Source organism: Luteimonas kalidii (assembly GCF_029887935.1).
Classification (GTDB): Bacteria; Pseudomonadota; Gammaproteobacteria; order Xanthomonadales; family Xanthomonadaceae; genus Luteimonas; species Luteimonas kalidii.
The window spans coordinates 93701-112634 of record NZ_JARXRO010000014.1; the positions used below are offsets into that span (position 1 = coordinate 93701).

The 18934-nt window shown below is 71.4% G+C and carries 15 protein-coding genes; 12 read left to right on the forward strand and 3 right to left on the reverse strand.

The genetic code is table 11. The features are described from left to right. Positions 1 to 262: 262 nt before the first annotated feature. Entirely contained in the window at positions 263 to 1801 is a 1539-nt protein-coding gene (locus QFW81_RS05985; protein WP_280577743.1) for an alpha-N-arabinofuranosidase, read from the reverse strand. Positions 1802 to 2442: 641 nt separating this feature from the next. Here QFW81_RS05985 and QFW81_RS05990 point away from each other — a divergent pair. The 3 genes from QFW81_RS05990 to QFW81_RS06000 all read left to right on the forward strand — a co-directional run bounded on the left by QFW81_RS05990 (position 2443) and on the right by QFW81_RS06000 (position 5683). Beyond that, the gene (locus QFW81_RS05990; protein ID WP_280577745.1) at positions 2443 to 2661 is read left to right on the forward strand and encodes a hypothetical protein; all 219 of its coding nucleotides are present in this window, start codon (positions 2443 to 2445) and stop codon (positions 2659 to 2661) included. 10 nt (positions 2662 to 2671) lie between these two features. Beyond that, positions 2672 to 5218, forward strand: a complete 2547-nt coding sequence (locus tag QFW81_RS05995; RefSeq protein WP_280577747.1) for a diguanylate cyclase — start codon at positions 2672 to 2674, stop codon at positions 5216 to 5218. 102 nt (positions 5219 to 5320) lie between these two features. Further along, complete coding sequence (locus tag QFW81_RS06000) at positions 5321 to 5683, forward strand: hypothetical protein (protein ID WP_280577749.1); 363 nt, start codon at positions 5321 to 5323, stop codon at positions 5681 to 5683. A 4-nt stretch (positions 5684 to 5687) separates the two neighbouring features. Here QFW81_RS06000 and QFW81_RS06005 read toward each other — a convergent pair whose 3' ends face one another. Then, a complete protein-coding gene (locus tag QFW81_RS06005) occupies positions 5688 to 7973 on the reverse strand; it encodes a winged helix-turn-helix domain-containing protein (protein WP_280577751.1) in 2286 nt (761 codons plus the stop codon). 165 nt (positions 7974 to 8138) lie between these two features. Here QFW81_RS06005 and QFW81_RS06010 point away from each other — a divergent pair, with 165 nt between their 5' ends. The 8 genes from QFW81_RS06010 (at position 8139) to QFW81_RS06045 (ending at position 17071) form a co-directional block, all read left to right on the forward strand. Beyond that, positions 8139 to 9644 carry a PQQ-dependent sugar dehydrogenase gene (locus QFW81_RS06010; RefSeq protein WP_280577753.1) on the forward strand — a complete coding sequence of 502 codons (1506 nt, stop codon included), beginning with the start codon at positions 8139 to 8141 and terminating at the stop codon, positions 9642 to 9644. 65 nt (positions 9645 to 9709) lie between these two features. Then, on the forward strand, positions 9710 to 10177 hold the full coding sequence (locus QFW81_RS06015) for a heme-binding protein (protein ID WP_280577755.1): 468 nt from the start codon (positions 9710 to 9712) through the stop codon (positions 10175 to 10177). Positions 10178 to 10228: 51 nt separating this feature from the next. Then, on the forward strand, positions 10229 to 11119 hold the full coding sequence (xth, locus tag QFW81_RS06020) for an exodeoxyribonuclease III (protein WP_280577756.1): 891 nt from the start codon (positions 10229 to 10231) through the stop codon (positions 11117 to 11119). Positions 11120 to 11229: 110 nt separating this feature from the next. Beyond that, positions 11230 to 12060 carry an OBAP family protein gene (locus QFW81_RS06025; protein WP_280577757.1) on the forward strand — a complete coding sequence of 277 codons (831 nt, stop codon included), beginning with the start codon at positions 11230 to 11232 and terminating at the stop codon, positions 12058 to 12060. 257 nt (positions 12061 to 12317) lie between these two features. Then, positions 12318 to 14102 carry a right-handed parallel beta-helix repeat-containing protein gene (locus QFW81_RS06030; protein ID WP_280577758.1) on the forward strand — a complete coding sequence of 595 codons (1785 nt, stop codon included), beginning with the start codon at positions 12318 to 12320 and terminating at the stop codon, positions 14100 to 14102. 109 nt (positions 14103 to 14211) lie between these two features. Then, the gene (locus QFW81_RS06035) at positions 14212 to 14742 is read left to right on the forward strand and encodes a hypothetical protein (RefSeq protein ID WP_280577759.1); all 531 of its coding nucleotides are present in this window, start codon (positions 14212 to 14214) and stop codon (positions 14740 to 14742) included. A 106-nt stretch (positions 14743 to 14848) separates the two neighbouring features. Further along, positions 14849 to 16168, forward strand: a complete 1320-nt coding sequence (locus tag QFW81_RS06040) for an acyltransferase family protein (RefSeq protein ID WP_280577761.1) — start codon at positions 14849 to 14851, stop codon at positions 16166 to 16168. 3 nt (positions 16169 to 16171) lie between these two features. Continuing rightward, a complete protein-coding gene (locus QFW81_RS06045) occupies positions 16172 to 17071 on the forward strand; it encodes an endonuclease/exonuclease/phosphatase family protein (protein WP_280577762.1) in 900 nt (299 codons plus the stop codon). Positions 17072 to 17149: 78 nt separating this feature from the next. Here QFW81_RS06045 and QFW81_RS06050 read toward each other — a convergent pair whose 3' ends face one another. Next, positions 17150 to 18274: a sensor domain-containing diguanylate cyclase gene (locus tag QFW81_RS06050; protein WP_280577763.1), complete on the reverse strand. Its 1125-nt coding sequence runs from the start codon at positions 18272 to 18274 to the stop codon at positions 17150 to 17152. Positions 18275 to 18456: 182 nt separating this feature from the next. Here QFW81_RS06050 and QFW81_RS06055 point away from each other — a divergent pair, with 182 nt between their 5' ends. Further along, on the forward strand, positions 18457 to 18924 hold the full coding sequence (locus QFW81_RS06055) for an FKBP-type peptidyl-prolyl cis-trans isomerase (RefSeq protein WP_280577764.1): 468 nt from the start codon (positions 18457 to 18459) through the stop codon (positions 18922 to 18924). The last annotated feature ends 10 nt before the right edge of the window (positions 18925 to 18934 follow it).

An 18934-nucleotide genomic window follows, 5' to 3' on the forward strand; every position in this document is an offset into this window, starting at 1 on the left:
GCCGTTCGCCTGATGCGGCCGGTGGACGGGAGTGTCGGCTCTGGGGTGCGTCGCGCGGCCCCGGATGCGGCCTTCGGCCTTATCCGGGCTACGCCTGATGCGGCTGGCGGACGGTAGCGTTGGCTGTGGGAGGGGTCGCGTGGACCCGGATGCGGCCTTTGGCCTTATCCGGGCTACGGGGCGCCGGTGTTGCAGGTGACTGACCATGGCACCGGGCGACCCGGAACGCGTGCTCCAGCCCGGGTCGGGCAAGCGCTGGCGCTCATTCGAGCGTCAGCACCACCAGCGACTTCGCGGGCAGGCTTGCCGACAGGGTGCCGCCCGCAAGGCGTGCGCCGTCGAACGCCACCGGGCGGACGGTGTCCGGAGCGTCGAAGGTGTTGTGCGCGTCGAGCGCGTCGGCGGTCAGCAGTTCGCCGGACACGCGTGTGGCCTGCGCGCCGTCGAGCGCGAGCGACACGTCCATCGCGTTGCCCGGATCGAGGTTGACCAGCGCCACGTACAGCTTGCCGTCGCTGCCGCGCGCGGCGGTGCCGTCCACCGCCTTCAGGCTGCCGTAGTCCGGCGAGCGCAGCGTCAGCGGCAGCGACGTCGCGCCCTGGAACGGCCGGTACATGCGGAAGGCGTGGTAGGTGGGCGTGCGCACCATCTTCGCGCCGTCGGTGAGCAGCATCGCCTGCAGCACGTTGACCATCTGCGCGATGCCCGCCGCGCGCAGGCGCTTCGCGTTGCGGTGGAAGATGTTGAGGTTGACCGCCGCCACCAGCCCGTCGCGGATGCTGTTCTGCTGCTGCAGCCAGCCGCCGGGCGAGCCGGGCGTCGGGTCGTACCAGGTGCCCCACTCGCCGATCACCAGCGCCTTCTCGGCCTCGGGATCGAACTCGTCCATGATCGCGGTCTGCTCCTGGATCATCGGCTCGATCATGTAGGTGCGTTCGAACGTCGCCCGCCACTGCGGCTCGTCGAAGCCGGTCGCCGGACCCTTGGTGGTCCAGTCGCCGGTGGGCAGGGTGTAGTAGTGCATCGAGAACGCGTCGAGGTACTCGCCCGCGATCTCCATCGTGGTGCGGGTCCACGCCGGATCGGTCGCGTCGGGGCCGGAGGCGATCATCGTGGTGCCGCCGTGCGGGGCGAGGAAGCCGGAGTACTGGCGGAACAGGTCGGCGAAGGTCTCCGCGCGCATCCGCCCGCCGCAGCCGTTGGGCTCGTTGCCGATGCCGAGGAAGTCGATCTTCCACGGCTCCTCCCGGCCATTGCGCCGCCGCTCCTGCGCCAGGGTCGAATCGGTGGGCGAGGTGATGTACTCGACCCACTGCGCGGCCTCGCGCGGGGTGCCGGTGCCGACGTTGACGTTGAGGAAGGTCCTGGCGCCGACCAGTTCGGCGAACTCGAAGAACTCGTGGGTGCCGAAGGCGTTGTGCTCCTCCTTGTTGCCCCACCAGCGGTTGAGCGTCACCGGGCGGTCCGCGCGCGGGCCGATGCCGGTGCGCCAGTCGTAGATGTCGGCGTAGCAGCCGCCGGGCCAGCGCAGCACCGGCACCTTGAGCTCCTTCAGCGCCGCGAGCACGTCGTTGCGGTAGCCGCGGGTGTTGGGGATGTCCGAGTCGGGGCCCACCCAGATCCCGCCGTCGATACCGGTGCCCAGCTGCTCCATGAACTGGCCGTAGAGTTCCGGCGCGATGACCGGGCCCGGCTGGCCGGCATCGACCCGGCCGGTGACGGTGCCGGCGAAGGCGAGCGGCGCAGTGGTCGAGAGCAACAGCACGCAGGCGGCGTTGCGCAGGGAGGTCAGGGCGATCATGGCGGTGGTCGATCCTCGTTCGGGGCGCGCCGCGCGTGGTGCGGCGGCGCGCGGGCGGGTGGCTTCGGGTCGGCCGCAGTCTGGCCAAAAGCCGCAACCGCGTCGACTCGCCCGATCGCGCGGAGCCGCGTACAGGTCGTGTCCTCGACGCACGTGGCCCGTGGGGGGTCGATGCGCCTCCGTGTTCGAACGGTCGGGAAAACAGCTTCCCTCGCTCGATCGCACGGTGGGGGAGGCCGTGTGGTTTCGGTGTGCGCCGGATATCCGATTTCGAATCACGTGCGGCCGGATTGGAATGCCGCGGACTTCGCCTCGATGCAGCGCACCAGTGCCGCGGCGCGGTGCCGCCGAATGCGGTGGCGGACGCGATCGAGCATGGAGGCGACCGGCCGCCGGGCTTCGCACGGCCAGTGCCGCGACACGGCAAAAGCGGACGTGGCCGGCCAACGGCAGGCCGGCGGCACGGGGATATCCGGCATCCCCCGGAGTCGTCACCGCGGTCGGATTCCTATGCTAATGTCGCGCTGTTACAGGCCCCGGGGAAAGACGCATGCGTCGGGGCAGCTGCATTCGGGTCCCGGCGGAGCGTCGCGAGGCGCGCGTACGGTGGCGATGCCTGGTCGATTCAGGGGGAGACACCCATGTCGAAACTGCTTGAACTGATGCGCAAGCTTGGCAGCGACGCGGCACTTGCCGCGGAGTACGACAAGGATCCGGACGGAGTGATGCAGCGCGCCGGCCTGTCGGAGTCCGAGCACAAGGCGATGTCCGAGAAGGACTACACCGCGATCAAGCGCCTGACCGGCCTGACCGACGGCAAGTTCGCCACCAACCACATCGTCAAGGCGTACGAAGACTAGACCCCGCGACATGGGCGCGCGCCAGGGAGTGGTCCGGCCATGCGTGGCGCTGTTCGTCTGCTGGATGGCGGCGGCCGGGCCCGCGCACGCCAATCCCTCTCTCGAGCCGCAGGTCGTCGAGATCGAGCGGCTGTCCATCAATCAGCACTGGCGTGAATCGGCCGCCAGGATCGAGGCGCTCGCAGCACAGCCGGTCGAGATGTCCGCGGAACAGCGACAGCGCGTGGAGTTCGTGCGCCTGCGCAATCTCGGCATAGCGGGCGCGCCGCGCGACGCGATCGAGGGATTCGAGACGCTGCTGCGCGAGCCGATGCCCGCGCCGCTGCGCGTCCGCGCCTACACCACGGCCATCAGCATCGCGGCGAACGTCGAGGACTGGTCGCTGGCGTTCCGCTGGCTCAGCGAGGCGCTGGCCTTCCTGCCCGAGGCGCCGGGCGAATCGGCCCGCCTGCTCGGCGTGGCCAGTTACCTGCACACGCTGGTCGGCGAGACCGGCAAGGCGCGCGAACTCGCGCTGCGCGGCCTGAGCCTGGTCGAGGGTGGCGACGACCCCCGCGCGATCTGCCATGCGATGGGCGACGTGGCCCTGGCCGAGGACCACGCCCGCCACTTCACCGAAGCCGAGCGCTGGCGTCACCGCCAGATCGAGGCCTGCAGCAAGGCCGGCGACCGCATCTTCACTGCGAACGGCAAGTATGGCGTGGGCAAGATGCTGGCCGGTCAGGGGCGGCCGGCCGAAGCGCTGACCTGGGCGCGCGAGGCCCTGGCCGACTTCGAGGCCGCCGGCTTCGACGCCGGGGCCTGGAGCGCGCGACTGGTCGTCGCCGACAGCCTGATCGCCACCAACCGCGAACTCGACCACGCGCACGACCTGCTGACCGACACCCTGCGCTACTACCGCGAGCAGGGGTCGGACCTGGCCATCGCGGAGACCGAGCACCTGTTCGCGCGGCTGGCCGAGCGCCGCGGCGACCTGCCGCTGGCGCTGCAGCACCTCAAGTCCGCGGGCTCGGCGTCGGAGGCGGCTGAGCGCATGGCGCGCGAACGCCAGCTGGCCTACCTGCAGGTCGAATTCGACACCCGGATGAAGGAGCAGCAGATCGCGCTGCTCGAGGCGGAGAAGGAACTGGCCGCGCTGCAGGTCACCGCGACCCGGCGCTGGCAGTGGCTGCTGGCCGCGGGCCTGGTGGCGTTGCTCGCGACCGCGCTGCTGCTGACGATCCTCCTGCGCCGCTCGTTCCGCGAGCGGCGCCGCTACCGCTGGCAGTCCGAGCACGACAGCCTGACCCGTCTGCTCAACTACCAGCAGGTGCGCAAGGACGGCGAGGAGGCGTTCGATCGGGCGCGGCGCGAAGGCCGGCCGTTCACCGCGATCGTCGCCGACATCGACCGTTTCAAGGAGGTCAACGACCGCCACGGACACGCCGCTGGCGACGAGGCCCTGCGCTCGCTGGGCACCTGGATCACCGAGGAAGTCGGCGCGCAGGGTATCGCCGGGCGCAGCGGCGGCGACGAGTTCACCATCCTGCTCGATGGCGACCGCGACCAGGCCCAGGACCTGCTGCGGCGCCTGCGTGGACGGATCGAACCGGTGACCGTGTTCGGTCATACCGTGCACTTCAGCATCAGCGCCGGCATCTGCCAGGCCAACGGCCACGCGACCACGCTCGAGCAGCTGGTGCACGACGCCGACCAGGCGCTGTACCGCGCCAAGTACGAGGGCCGCGACCGCACGGTCTGCACCAGCGACGCGCCGCCCGATGCGCGCGAGGGCGGCGGACTGGTGGTGGTGGGCAGCGGCATCGAGTTCGGCCGCCACGTCAGCGAACGCTGCCTGTCGGAGATCCGCGAGGCGCAGGTGGTGTTCTGCCTGACGGACCCGTTCGCCCTGGCGATGATCCAGGGCTTCCGCCCCGATACGATCAACCTCGGCGTGTATTACGCCGACGGCAAGGACCGGCGCCAGACCTACCGCGAGATCGATGCCGCGATCATGGCCGAGGTGCTGGCCGGCAAGCGCGTGTGCACGGTGTTCTACGGCCATCCGGGGGTGTTCGCCGACGTGCCGCACGCCGTGGTCCGGAAGGCGCGGGAGGCGGGCATTCCGGCGCGCATGGAGCCGGGCATCTCCGCCGAGGCCTGCCTGTACGCCGATCTGGGCATCGATCCAGGGCGCCGCGGCGTGCATTCGATGGAAGCGACCCATTTCCTGCACTACGACCGCGTGCCCGACACCGCCGGCCTGCTCCTGCTGTGGCAGGTGGCGCTGTCGGGCGACCTGAGCTGCACCCGGTTCCATGCCGAGCGCGAGGGACTGCAGGCGCTGGTGGACCGGCTGCAGCGCTGGTATCCGCCGGACCACGAGGTGATCCTGTACGAGGCGGCACGGCTGCCGATCGAATCCGCGCGCGTCGACCGTGTCGCGCTGCGCGACCTGCCGGACGCGCATTACGAGGAATACACCACGCTGGTGATCCCGCCCTTGGGCGAGCTGCGCGTCGGTGGCGGAGCCGATCCGGTCGGAGACCCCGAACCGGGCACTGGGCCCACGCGCTGAGCGTGGCGCACGTCGGCATGCGTGCGCACGCCGGGCATCACCGCGGCGCCACGCGCCTGTGCCACAGTGGCGGCCCCCGCGATCCTGCCGATGAGGGACCACATGTTCCAAGCCAACCTGCGCGTGCTGTCCGCCTTTTGCCTGCTGCTGGGCGCCACCGCCTGCACCACCATGTCCGAACCGCAGGCCAACGCCGATGGCGAGCGCTCGATCGAAGGCACGATCGTCTCGATCGACACCCAGCCCTGGACCTACGACGGCAATGCGGTGGTGGTCGTGGACGCCGGTACGCAGGGACAGGTGCAGGTCCAGCTGCCGGCGCGCTGGAACCTGTGCGCCGCCGCGCCAGTGGACGTGGAGGCGCTGTCGGTGGGCATGCGCGTGGCGGCGACCGGTACGGCCGGAGAGGCCGACACCCTCGTGGTCTGCCAGCAGCCGTCGCACCGGCTCGCGCCGGCGCCGTAGCGGCTCAGCGCCGCGGCTGCGCCAGGCGCAGGTCGCTTTCGCGCAGGGTCATTTCCGAGAACAGCAGCCGCGTCTGGTCCGGCGACAGGTCCAGGCCCCAGCCCTCGAAATCCGGCGACAGCGTGAGCAGGTCGGTGCTCGTGCCGGCCTGCACGTCGAACAGGGCCAGGGCGGGCGCGCCATCGGGCGGACGGCGGACGTGGTAGATGCCCGCGTCGGACGGGGCCCAGTTGCCGCCGTCACGCGCCTGCACGGCTTCGACCAGCAGCGTCTCGGTCGTCGACGGTGCGGCCACGGACCAGTCCGCGCGCGCCACCTGCCACAGGCCGGGGGCATCCGGCTTGGCATACAGCAGCAAGCGCCCATCACGCGACTCGCGCGGATGCACCGCCGGCCCGGGGGACACCGCGACCGCAGCGCCGCCATCGACCGCTTGCGCATACGCGCGCCAGCCGCCGTCCCGGTTGGACTCGAAATAGAGCCAGGCGCCATCGCGCGACCAGGCCGGATTGCGGTGATCGCCCGGGCCGGTGACCAGCGGGCGCGCGGTGCCGCCTTCCGCGCCGACCACGAAGATCGCCGTCCGCCCCTCGGGGCTCGCATCGAAGGCGATGCGGCGCCCGTCCGGCGACCAGGCGGGGTTGTCGACGAAGGTCCCCTCGAAGGCCGCGACCTCCACCGCGCCGCTGCCATCACGCCGGCTCACCCAGATGCCGTGCGGACCGCCGCGATTGGAGGCGAACGCGATGCGCTGGCCGTCGGGCGACCACGCCGGATTGGAATCCCAGCGGGTGGACTGCAGCAGGCCGCCCTCCGCGACGTCGCGCCCGCTCGCCACGTCGACCTGGCGCAGGTGCGAGCGGTGCCGCCACTGCTCGAACATGATCGCCTCCACGCCCGGCGCCGTCGCGGGCTGGTGCACGTCCTCGTTGCCCAGCGGCACCTGCACCGGAGTGCCGCCGTCCGGGTCCAGCGACCACAGCGCGTACAGCCCCGAACGCGTCGACGTGAACAGGATCCGGTCTCCGGTCGCCGACCATGCCAGGCCATTGATCTTGCGGTTGTCGAAGGTCATCCGGGTCGGCGCGCCCCCGTCCACCGGCACCCGGTACAGGTCCTTCGTGACCTCGTTGAGCCCGCGCGCGAACACGATCGAGCGGCCGTCGGGGGAGAAGCGCGGGTCGATGTCGCCCAGTGAGCCTGCCGCAGGCCGCGACAACACTTCGCGCCGGGTGCCATCCAGCCCGGCCAGGTGCAGGCGGTAGGGATCGCCCGCGGCGGCGCGCGCCGCATACGCGATGCGGCTGCCATCCGGCGACACGCTCATGCCACGCAGGTCGCGCATGGCCGGGTCGCGCAGCGCGAGGGTGACGCCGCCGCCGGATGCGGACACGCGCAGGATGGCGACGCCCTCGGCATCGCTGCGCGCGAACAGCAGCGACCGGCCGTCGGGCATCCAGGTCGGATGGCGTTCGTCGAGCGGACTGTCGCTCAGGTTGATCAGCGCTTCGCTGCCGATCGCCTTGACGTACACGTCGAAGGTCCCGCCCGCATCCCAGATGAAGGCGACGCGGCTGCCGTCGGGCGAGAGCGCGGGCTCGAGTTCGCGGCCGACGAGGCTGGTCAGCGGGTGGATCTCCAGGTTCGCTGGGGACGGGGGAACGGCGCCAGCGGTCGGCGCCGGCGGGGCGCGCAGGCTCCACGCCGCGACGGCTGCGATCGCCGCCAGCACCAGCGCCGCCACTCCGCCGGCCAGTCGCAGCGGCGAACGGCCGGCGCCCGGCAGGCGTGGCGTGCCCGCGTCCGTCGGACGGTCACCGGGTGCCGCCGCGTCTGCAGCGGGCACGGCGTGCGCCGCCTCCGTCACGCCGGCACCGTGCTGCGGGGAAGGGGACGCAATCGCGGCCGCGACCCGCGCCGGTGCGATCGGGGCGATCAGCCGGTAGCCGCCCTTGCGTATGGTTTCGATGTAGCGCGGCGACTGCGGGTCGTCCCCGAACACCTTGCGCAGCTCGGAGACGGCACGGTTGAGCAGATAGTCGTCGCCCACGGTGCCGGCCCAGACCGTGTCGAGGAAGGCCTCGCGCGCGATCACCGTGCCCGGCCGCGTCGCCATCAGCACCAGCACCTGCATCACCTTGGGCTCGACCTGGTGGACGTGGCCGTGGAGCGAGATCCGGTTGAGCGACGGCTGGACGAGCGCCTCGCCTGCGCTGAAGTTCGGCGAGGCGCCAGGCGCGGCGCGGTCGCCCGGCAGGCCGATCTTGCCGATGGCGATGTGTTCGCTCACCCGTGCCTGTACCCGGATCCGGGCCCCTCGACGGCGCTCGTCCGCGCCCTGCACGAAATCTATAGCAAAACCGCAGCCTGCCTCCATCCGGACTTGCGGCCAGCCGGGCTTTGCTTGCGACGTTGCGATCGCCACCGCGCCGCACCCGCCGACCGGAGTGTCTCCATGCCCGACGTCCACCCGCCCACCTCCCTTCCAGCGGCGATCCTGCTGGCCGTGCTGCCGGTCTTCGCCGCCCCGGCCACGGCCCAGACCGATAACGCCGCGCTCTACCAGCGCAATTGCGCCGGCTGCCATGGCCCCGAGCGCCAGGGCACGGGGCTGGGACCTCCGCTGTCGCTGGCCAGCTATCGCTATGGCGGCACCCGGGCCGACATCGTCCGCGTGATCGGCAACGGCATCGCCTCGCAGGGCATGCCGGCCTTCGGGGCGACCCTGTCGGCAGGGGAGATCACCGCGCTGGCCGGCCTGCTACCCGCACGCGACGGCGACCGCGCGCCGGAGGCGGATGAGGACACGGACGAAGAAGCGGCCGAAGAAGACGCTCCCCCGCGCGAATTCGACGCCGTCCCCGGCGTGCACGACACCCTGGACTACGCGCTGCGGGTGGAACTGTTCGCCGATGGCCTGGAAACGGTCTGGTCGATGGCGTTTCTCGATGCCGACACCGTGCTCGTCAGCGAACGCACCGGCCGGCTGCGGGTGGTGCGCCGCGGCGTGCTGCAGCCGCAGCCCGTGACGGGGGTGCCGCCGGTCTACGTGCACGACCACCGCTGGAACCAGGCGGGCCTGTTCGACATCGCGCTCGATCCCGACTACGCGCGCAACGGCTGGATCTACCTCAGCTACGCGCATCCGCTCGAGGCCACCGGCCCCGAGGGCGGCCGGCTGGCGATGACCCGGGTGGTGCGCGGGCGCCTGCGCGGCAACGCGTGGGTCGACCAGGAGACGGTGTACGAGGCCGATCACGCGCACTACGGCGAACCGTTCTGGCATTTCGGCGGCCGCATGGCGTTCGATCCGCAGGGGCATCTGTACGTCTCGGTCGGCGATCGCGGCGTGCAGGAGTTCTCGCGCGAACCCGGGCGTCCGAGCGGCAAGATCCACCGGCTCCGGCCCGGTGCCGGCGCAGCCCCCGACAACCCGTTCGCGGGACAGGCGGACGCGCTGGCCACCGTCTACAGCCTGGGTCACCGCAACCCGCAGGGCATGGCGTTCGAACCGGGCACCGGGCGCCTGTGGGCGACCGAGCACGGCCCGCGCGGGGGCGACGAGTTCAACATCGTGCGCCGCGGCGGCGACTACGGCTGGCCGGTGGTCTCGCACGGCATCAACTACGACGGCACGGTGCTCACGCCCGACCGGCGCGCGGACGGCGTGGAACAGCCGGCGTGGTTCTGGCGGCCGTCGATCGGCGTCTCGGGCCTCGCGTTCTACCACGGCGCGCAGTTCCCGCTCTGGCGCGGCAAGGCCCTGGTCACCGCGCTCGCGCCGCGCCAGCTGCGGCTGCTGACGCTCGACGGCGAGCGGGTGCAGCACGAGGAGGTCGTGCTGACCACGCAGGGGCGTCCGTACGAGCCGGTGGTCGGCCCCGACGGCGCGATCTACATCGTCACCGACGATCCCGGCCAGATCCTGCGGTTGACCGCACAGCAGGAACGTCCGCAGTAGCGGACGCGCTGCATACACCAACGTCCACCCCACAACTCTGCGGATGCGTCCGCACAGGAGACTCCATGCAACCGATCTTCGCCGGCCTGGCCATCGCCATGGCCGCACTCGCCACGCCCGCCGTGCATGCGCAGACGATGACGCCCACGCTCGATTTCGCTACCGCCGACGCCATCCGCGACCGCTGCCTCGCGCATGCGCAGGAAGCGGGCCACACCGTTGCCGTGGCGGTCTTCGACCAGGGCGGCAACCTGGTGAGCTTCGCCCGCGACCGCACCTCGCCGGCGGCGGCCGAAGTGGCGCTCTGGAAGGGGCGCTCGGCCTCGATCTATCTCCACTCCACGCGCGAGACCGCCACCTGGAACGTCCCCACCGCGCCCCTGATCTCCACCGCCGAGGGGGGCGTGCCGCTGTTCACCCGCGAGGGCGTGGGCATCGGCGGCGTCGGCGTCTCGGGCGCGCCGTCGGCGTTCGACGCCGAATGCGGCAGCATCGGCGCCGAAGCGGCGGGGCTGCGCGTCACGCCACGCTGAACCGCGTCGGGCCACCCTGTGCACCGACGTGGCGACGGAGACGGGCAGGGCATGGGTCGACGCAAGCATCTGGCGCTGGCGACGTTCAACGTCAACGGCATCGGGACGCGACTGGGTCAGCTGCTCGCATGGCTGGAGCGCGAGCAGCCGGACGTGGTCGCGCTGCAGGAACTCAAGGCGACGGACGAGGCCTTCCCGGCCGACGCGCTGGAGGCCGCGGGTTACGGCGCGCTGTGGCACGGACAGCGCAGCTGGAACGGCGTCGCGCTGCTCGGTCGGGGCGTGGTGCCCCAGGAAAGCCGGCGCGGGCTGCCGGGTGAGCCCGCGGACACGCAGAGCCGGTACCTGGAGGCCGCCGTGCACGGCATCGTGGTCGGCGCCCTGTACCTGCCCAACGGCAATCCGCAGCCGGGTCCGAAGTTCGATTACAAGCTGCGCTGGATGCAGCGACTCGCGCGCCATGCCGCAGGCCTGGTCGACCTCCCGCATCCGGTGGTGCTGATGGGGGATTTCAATGTCATTCCCACCGATGCCGACGTCTACGATCCCAAGGCATGGCGCAGGGACGCGCTGATCCAGCCCGAAGTGCGCGACGCCTACGAGCGCCTGCTGGCGCAGGGCTGGACCGACGCGCTGCACGCGCATTTCGGCGAGGCGGCGCCGTACACGTTCTGGGACTATTTCCGCCAGCATGCCGAGCGCGACCGCGGCCTGCGCATCGACCATCTGCTGCTGAACCCCACGCTGGCGCCGCGGCTGGTGGAGGCGGGCGTCGACCGCTGGGTCCGGCTGCAGGAGAAGGCGAGCGACCACGCCCCGACGTGGATCCGCATCGCGGCCGCGACCCCGGCGAAGCGCACGCGCAAGCAGGCCAAGGCTGCGGCCGCGCCGCGCAAGCCGGGCGCGCAGGCGCGGACACCGCGACGCAAGGCGAGCGCCTGAGCGTTCACGCGCTCGCCCAAGGACGCATGGCTAGCCTTGTCGACCCACTGCACGGTCGACCCGTCGCGTTCCAGCGCTCCCGGGTCGGAGCCGGATGAAGGAGATGCGCGATGCGATCATTGGCGACGACGTCGCTGGCCCTGCTGCTCGCCGCCTGTGGCGGCGGCGACACCGAACCCGGCATCGAGACCCCGGGGCGCGACGAGCGCCCGGAGACCCGCGCACTCGATGCCGGCGCCGCGCTGCTGCAGGACAAACCCCCGATCGACGCGATCAACGCCTACCTCGACGGCTTCCACTTCTACAGCGGCCGCATAGAATCGCAGATGGAAGCGCACCACTACTGCTCGGTGCTCAACGAGGACGTCATCCAGTGCGTGATCTACGACGGCAACGTACGCGAGGCGCGGATCATGGGCGTGGAGTACATCATCGGTGAATCGCTGTTCGCCGGCCTGCCGGAAGCGGAAAAGGCGCTCTGGCACAGCCACGTGCATGAAGTGAAATCGGGCCAGCTGGTGGCCCCGGGCCTGCCGCAGGCGGCCGAACGCGAGCTGATGGAAAAGCTGGTGCGCACCTACGGCAAGACCTGGCACACCTGGCATACCGACCTCGACAAGGACCTGCCGTACGGCGTGCCGCAGCTGATGATGGGGTTCACCGCCGATGGCCAGGCGGATCCAGCCATGGTCGCGGCGCGCGATGCGCGGCTGGGCGTGGACAGCCAGCAGCGTCGGCGCGACCGGGCCGGCATCGAAGCGCCACCGGTGCAGCCCGGCGCCGACGCCTGGCAGCAGGGCAACGCGATCCAGCTCGAGGATCCGACCGGACACGTGCATGCACCGCCCGACAGGGGGCAGACCGGGGAGCGCGACGCAGACGCACCACAGGACGCAGACGCATCGCAGGACAATGCGCGTTCGGGAGCACCACGGCGCTGACACGCACGCGGGGGTGCGCGCGGTTCCGATTGCTGCGCAGCAGCATGTTGCGACGCCATGCATCCGCCCTTCGTCGGGTCGCCAGAACCGTGTCGCGGTGCTACCTTCTGGTAGCGCTAACACCTTGCCGATGCCCGCTTGGCATCGCGCTGCCGCCACCCGGGAGGAACTTCATGCTGTCCATCCACTGCGCGCTCCGCGCGCATCGTCGTCGCCTGTCCAGACTGCTGTGCACGTGCGTCTTCGCCGCTGCGGCCGTGAGCGCCGTTCCGGCCATCGCGCAACCCTCGGGCGGCCCCTACGGGCCGGTGCCCCAGACGTACGAAGTGCCGCAGCAGGGGGTGGTGTACTACGTCGCGCCCGACGGCAAGGCCGACGTGACCGGCACCGAACTGGCGAGTCCGACGACGATCGAATCGGCGATCGCGCGCGTGGTGACCGGCGACACGATCGTCCTGCGCGGCGGCACCTACCGCACCGGCGGCCTGCAGCTCAACCAGGGCATCACCCTGCAGCCGTACCGCGACGAACACCCGGTGCTCAAGGGCACGCGTGTGGCGGACGACTGGGAGGAACTGCGCGACGGCACCTGGCGCACGAAGTGGAGCAGCCTGTTCCCGGCGCAGCCGCTGGCGTGGTGGCGGCGCGAGCGCGAGGGCATGCGCACCCCGATGCACCGCTTCAACAACGACATGGTCTTCGTCGACGGCACGCCGCTGCTGTCGCAGGGCTGGGCGGGCGAACTGGGCGATGACGGCTACTACATCGACTACGAGCAGGGCTACGTCTACATCGGCACCGATCCGGCCGACCGGCTGGTGGAGATCACCGCCCACGACATCGCGCTGCACCGTCCCTCGCGCGAGGTGCACGGCAAGCCGTCCGACCGCAAGGGCCCGACCATCCGCGGCCTGACCTTCACCCAGTACGCGTTCCGCGCCATCGACATCGAGGGCAAGAAGCCGTCCACCGGCCCGAACGAGGAACCCACCGACGATCCGGTCGACGTCTCCGATCCGGCCGACCACGGCAAGGAAGTGGTCGGTACCACGCTCGAGAACGTCACCATCAGCTTCACCTCGCGCGTGGCCGGCTATTTCCGTGGCGACGGGCTGGTGATCCGCAACTCGCTCATCAGCGACACCGGCACCGAGGGCATCTACGTCATCGGTTCGTCCGACGTGCTGCTGGAGCGCAACATCATCCGCCGCAACAACATCGAGCAGCTGACCGGCTACTACCCGGCCGCGGTGAAGATCTTCAACCAGTCGTACCGGGTGACGGTGCGCGACAACCTGGTGATCGAGCACCCGCATTCGAATGGCGTCTGGTACGACGTGGGCAACGTCGAAGGCGTGTTCGCCAACAATTACGTCGAAGACACGTTGATCGGGTTCTTCTTCGAGATCTCCAAGGGAGTGGTCGTCGCCGGCAACGTGTTCGTCGACAACGAGCAGGGCATCCGCATCCTCAACAGCTCCGGTGCGCGCATCCATCACAACACCTTCCTCGACTCGCCGGTGCTGATCGACCGCAACGAGCGCAGCGCACAGGGCGACCACTTCGGCTGGCACCCGCGTACCGGTCCCGATGTCGACGAGCGCCACGGCCATGTGGTCGAGGGCAACCTGCTGGCCGCGCGCGCGGGCTTCGACGGTGCCCTGCTGCGCTTCGAGCAGCCCGCCGCCATGTGCGGCACGCTGAAGCAGCCCATGACCACGCAGGTGGACGGCAACGTCTACGCGCGCGCGGCCGGCGACACCGGACCGCTGGTGGTCTGGAGCCCGGCGCGGGGCAAGGACTGCAAGGCCGAGTTCACGAGCGTGCAGGCGTTTGCGCGCGCGACCGGACTGGAGTCGGAAGGCGTCTCGCTCGCGATCGACGGCCAGGGCCTGTTCCGCAGCCCGGAACTGCGCCGCTTCGATCTGGCCAGCGCGCCGGCGGCCCTGCCGGCGCGCGAGGTGGCGGACGAAGCGCGCGCGGCCACCGGCTGGAACGAGGGCACCGCGCTGCCCGGGGCGTACGGGGACGCGGTCCGCTGACGGCGCGTGCATCGGAGCCGTCCGCCTGCCGGCGGCTCCGGTGCGCGCATTGACGCGGGCGCCACGACGCGGCTGCGATCCTCGTGGCCCCGCACGTGGAGACGCCGCCATGTCCGATCTTCCGGTGACCGGCGAAGTGTCCAACAGCAAGCTCGCGGCCGTGTTCGGCAGCCGCGATGCCGCGCGCGATGCGGCCACGGCGCTGGTCGCGGAGCTCGGCCTGCAGCCGGCGCAGGTGAAACTCGTCACCCCCGACAGCGCCGACGTCGACATCCAGCTCGAACCCGAAGGCGGGGGCATCTGGCACACGATCGTCGTCGCCCATGTGCGTCTCGGGATCGCCGGCGCGGTCGTTGGCCTGCTGGCGTTCCTCGCGCTGTACTGGGCAGGCATCCCCTTCGTCGTGCAGTCGCCCTGGGTCGCCGGGCTCGCCGGGACCGGGTTCGGCGCGATCGCGGGACTGCTGCTCGGAGGCCTGGTCTCGCTGCGGCCCGACCACGACCGCTACATCCAGGCGACCCGCAGCGCGATCGACGAGGGCCGCACGACGCTGGTGCTGCACGCGCTGTCGGCCGAGCAGAACACCCGCGCCGCCGCGTTCCTGTCCCGGCGCGGGGCCGCCGTGACCCGCACGCTTTGAACGCACCGCCGGCCGACGCGGCCGCGCGCCGTCTGGATCCGGACCCGCAGCAGGATCCCCAGCCGCCGGCGGCTACCATGCGGCGTGTCCCCCGGTGAGTGCGTTGATGTCGAGTCCGCAGCGCGATCCCTATCCAGACGCGCTGCGTGCCTGCGCGCTGCTGGTGGTCGTGTTCGGCCACTGGATCGCGACCCTGCCGCGCCTGCGCGACGGCCGCCTGGTCGACACCGACCACCTGCTCGCCGCCTGGGAGGGCGCGGCATTGCTCACCTGGCTGGTGCAGGTGGTCCCGCTGTTCGTGTTCGTCTCCGCTGCGGTCAGCGCCGCTGGCGTGGCGCGCCGCGTGGAGGCGGGCGGAATCGCGCCCTGGTGGGCCACGCGTGCGCTGGCGCTGGCGCGCCCCACGGTCACCTATGTCGCGGTACTGGTGGCGCTGGCGCTGCTGGGGCTCGCCTCCGGGGGGCGTCTGCTGGGCGTGTTCGACCAGTCGCTGACCGTGCACCTGTGGTTCCTGCTGATGCTGCTCACGGTGCAGGCGCTGCTGCCCTGGTGCCTGCGCCTGGATGAACGTTTCGGCCTGGCGGCGGTCGCAGCGCTGGTCGTGCTGGCGGCGGTGTTCGACCTCGTGCGGGCGGGCGCAGGTTCGCTGTCCGATCTGATCCGCCTGGGCAGCCTGGTCGCGGAGCGACCGGCCGGGATCGCCTGGCTCAACATGCTGGTGGTGTGGCTGCTGCCCCAGCAGCTCGGCATCGCCTGGGCGCGCGGGCGCATCCGTGGCGCCGGCACGGGACTGGCGCTGCTTGCGCTAGGCGCGGCGTGGCTGGTGCTGGCACTGGCCAGCGGCTATCCGGTGGCCATGGTCGGCGTCGCGCTGGCGGGCAACAACATGCTGCCGCCGACGCTTGCGCTGGTCGGCGTGATGTGGCTGCAGGTGGGCGCGGTGCTCGCGTTCGAACCGCTGGCGCGGCGGATGCTGTCCGGTTCGACCTCGGGGCGCGGGCCCGGGCGTGCGATCGCCGTGCTCGGCGCACTCGGCATGCCGCTGTACCTCTGGCACAAGCTGGCCGAACTGCCCGCGGCCTGGCTGGGCGAACGGCTCGGGCTGCCGATCGACGCCGGCGTCCCGGGCGAGCCGGGGTTCTGGCTGGGCCGCGCGTGTTGGATCGGGCTGTGCCTGCTGATGGTGGCACCGGTGATCGCGGCGGTCGTGCGTTTCGAACTGCGCCGCGACCGCGAGGTGCCGGCGGTCTCGCGCACCTGGCGGATCGTGCTCGGCGGGGTCGCGCTCTATGCGGGCCTGGCCGCGGCGCTGGCCTGGGGCGTGTGGCCCGGCGCGGTGATCGCGCTGCCGGCGGTCCTGCTGGCGTCCGGGCAATTGCGGCAGCGGGCGGCGGTCGCGGCTGTCGCCACTCAAAGGGAGAACTGAGCCATGCCCATCGTTCCAAAGAACACCCCTCACCGCGGCCGCGCGCGTGCAGCGCGCGTCGTGCTCGCATGCCTGCTGCTCGCACTCGCCGCGTGCAGCAGCGTGCCCGCACCGGAGCCGGCACCGCTGCGGGTAATGACCTTCAACGTGCGGGTGCCGATCGATACCGACGACAACCGCTGGGAACTGCGGCGCGATGCGCTGGTGCAGACCATTGCCGATGCCGATCCCGACCTGCTCGGGACCCAGGAACTGGTGCCGGACCAGGCCGGACTCATCACCGCGCGCCTGCCGCAGCTGGCCTGGTTCGGGATCGCGCGCAGTGCAGAGGCCGACGACGAGCACATGGGCGTGTTCTACCGCCGCGACCGCATGCGGCTGCTCGAGTCGGGCCACTTCTGGCTGTCCGACACGCCCGAGGTTCCGGCCAGCATCAGCTGGGGCAACCTGTATCCGCGCATGGTGACCTGGGGCCTGTTCGAACGCCGCGCCGACGGCCAGCGCGTGGCGCTGCTCAACACCCACCTGCCGTACCGCGAGCAGGACGACGCGGCCCGCGAACGCGGCGCGGCGCTCATCGTGGCGCGACTGGCGGCGCTGCCGCCCGATGTGCCCGTCGTCGTGCTGGGCGATTTCAATTCCGCGCCCGGCAGTGCCGCGCACCGCACGCTCACCGCGGCGCTGGACGATGCCTGGGACCACGCGACGCGCCGCTCGGGCCCGGCCGGCACCTATACCGGGTTCGGCGACACGCCGGGAGAACGCATCGACTGGGTGCTCTCGCGCGGGCTGCAGGTGCGCGAGGTCCGCACGATCGACACCCGCATCGACGGGCGCCTGCCGTCGGACCACTTCCCGGTGCTGGTGGAGTTCGTGCCGAAGACGGCGGCACATGCGGAGTAGGGCGCCTGGCGCGGCGCTGCGGGTGGTGTCCGGCGGCGCGGCGCCGGGCGCGCAGGCGAAGGACAGGTCACGCGGGCCTCAGGCTGCCGCCACCCGGTTGCGGCCCGCCGCCTTGGCCCGGTACAGCGCCGCATCGGCCGAGCGCACCCAGGCTTCGAGCGTTCCGTCGCCGGCGGTGGCCGCCGCCACCCCGATGCTCAGGGTGCAGGTGAGCCCGGGCTCGGCCTCGAACACTTCGCGCTCGGCCTCGCGCCGGATCCGCTCGGCCACCACCAGCGCCCTGGGCAGATCGGTGTCGACCAGCAGCAGGCCGAACTCGTCGCCGCCGTAGCGCGCCGGCAGGTCCACGTCGCGTACCGAGGCGCAGAGCAGGGCGGCGATGCGCTTGAGCACCACGTCGCCCATGCCGTGGCCGTAGCGGTCGTTGATGGCCTTGAAGTTGTCGACATCGATCAGCATCAGCGACGCCGGACGACCCGAGCGCTGGAAGCGCGAGAGTTCCAGCGTCGCCACCGCTTCGAAATGCGGACGGTTGGGTACCTGCATCGTCGGGTCGGTGCGGCTGCGTCGCTCCAGTTCGCGGTTCTGCACCCGGATGCGGTTGCCCAGCCGGTTGGTGACCAGGCTCAGGGCCACCGAGTACACGAACAGGAACGGCCCGCACAGCAGCAGGGTGCGGTGCGAGGTCTCCGGCTGCCAGGGAAAGCCCGACAGGCTCCACACGGCGAGAAACGCGAGCACCAGCGCCACGGTCGAGCGCCGCAGCAGCAGCCAGCCACCCGCGGCGATCTTGTCGGCGGTGGCCATGGTGACGAACAGTGCCGTGGGCGCGGCACTCACCGCCATCGCGGCGATCCAGGCGCCTGCGGCCGCGGAATCGAGGACCAGGCAGCGGAACTGCGCGGTGACCGGATCGCGCGAGCGACGGCAGGCGAGGTTCGCGATCTGCGGCCAGACCACGGCATTGGCCAGCAGCAGCGCGTACGCCGGCCATCCTGCGCCGCGTTCGTCGAGTACGGACGCGATCGGCAACGCGCACAGCGCGGCGCCGAGCATCCGCATATGGTGGATGCGCCGCACGAACTGCAGGTCGCGCGCGCGCAGTTCATCGGCTGTCGCGTAGTGCGGCATCGCTTCGTCGGGTCCGGCGGTGTCCGGGGCATCGTACGCCTGCGGGCGTTGGCGGATACTGAAGAAGGGCACGTGCCGCCGTCCGGCATGCACGGGGCGGGCGGGAACGCGGGCCGGCGGCGATGAACGGACGATTTGCGTCGATGCGGCGCGGACGTTATGGTGGGACTTGATCCACGCGCTGCACCGTGACTGCACCGGTGCCATGGCCTTCGGATCCGATCCCTTCCTCTACTGTCCCAAGGAGCATCTCCATGGAGATCACGGCTGCGAGCATCGCCAGCATCCAGTACACCCTCACCGACGACGATGGCCGCATCATCGACCAGTCCTCCGACGAGCGTCCGCTGCGCTACTTCCACGGCGCCGGCAACATCATCCCTGGCCTGGAGAAGGCCCTCGCCGGGCGCCAGCCGGGCGACGCGCTGAAGGTCGACGTCAAGCCGGAGGAAGGCTACGGCGTGCGCAACGAAGGGCTGGTGCAGGACCTGCCGCGCGATGCGTTCAAGGGCGTGGACAAGGTCGAGCCCGGCATGCAGTTCGAGGCCCGGACCGAACGCGGCCCGCTGCTGGTGACGGTGGTCGACGTCGCCGACGACAAGGTCCGCATCGACGGCAACCATCCGCTCGCCGGCCAGACCCTGCACTTCGACGTGCGCGTGCTCGACGTGCGCGAGGCGACCGAAGACGAGAAGCAGAGCGGTCGCGCCGAACAGGCCTGACCGCCCGGCG

Bases quoted from the DNA above. Each gene is read 5' to 3' on its own strand.
- QFW81_RS05985 (WP_280577743.1), bottom strand. From the start codon at position 1,801: ATGATCGCCCTGACCTCCCTGCGCAACGCCGCCTGCGTGCTGTTGCTC.
- QFW81_RS05990 (WP_280577745.1), top strand. From the start codon at position 2,443: ATGTCGAAACTGCTTGAACTGATGCGCAAGCTTGGCAGCGACGCGGCA.
- QFW81_RS05995 (WP_280577747.1), top strand. From the start codon at position 2,672: ATGGGCGCGCGCCAGGGAGTGGTCCGGCCATGCGTGGCGCTGTTCGTC.
- QFW81_RS06000 (WP_280577749.1), top strand. From the start codon at position 5,321: ATGTTCCAAGCCAACCTGCGCGTGCTGTCCGCCTTTTGCCTGCTGCTG.
- QFW81_RS06010 (WP_280577753.1), top strand. From the start codon at position 8,139: ATGCCCGACGTCCACCCGCCCACCTCCCTTCCAGCGGCGATCCTGCTG.
- QFW81_RS06015 (WP_280577755.1), top strand. From the start codon at position 9,710: ATGCAACCGATCTTCGCCGGCCTGGCCATCGCCATGGCCGCACTCGCC.
- xth (WP_280577756.1), top strand. From the start codon at position 10,229: ATGGGTCGACGCAAGCATCTGGCGCTGGCGACGTTCAACGTCAACGGC.
- QFW81_RS06025 (WP_280577757.1), top strand. From the start codon at position 11,230: ATGCGATCATTGGCGACGACGTCGCTGGCCCTGCTGCTCGCCGCCTGT.
- QFW81_RS06035 (WP_280577759.1), top strand. From the start codon at position 14,212: ATGTCCGATCTTCCGGTGACCGGCGAAGTGTCCAACAGCAAGCTCGCG.
- QFW81_RS06040 (WP_280577761.1), top strand. From the start codon at position 14,849: ATGTCGAGTCCGCAGCGCGATCCCTATCCAGACGCGCTGCGTGCCTGC.
- QFW81_RS06045 (WP_280577762.1), top strand. From the start codon at position 16,172: ATGCCCATCGTTCCAAAGAACACCCCTCACCGCGGCCGCGCGCGTGCA.
- QFW81_RS06055 (WP_280577764.1), top strand. From the start codon at position 18,457: ATGGAGATCACGGCTGCGAGCATCGCCAGCATCCAGTACACCCTCACC.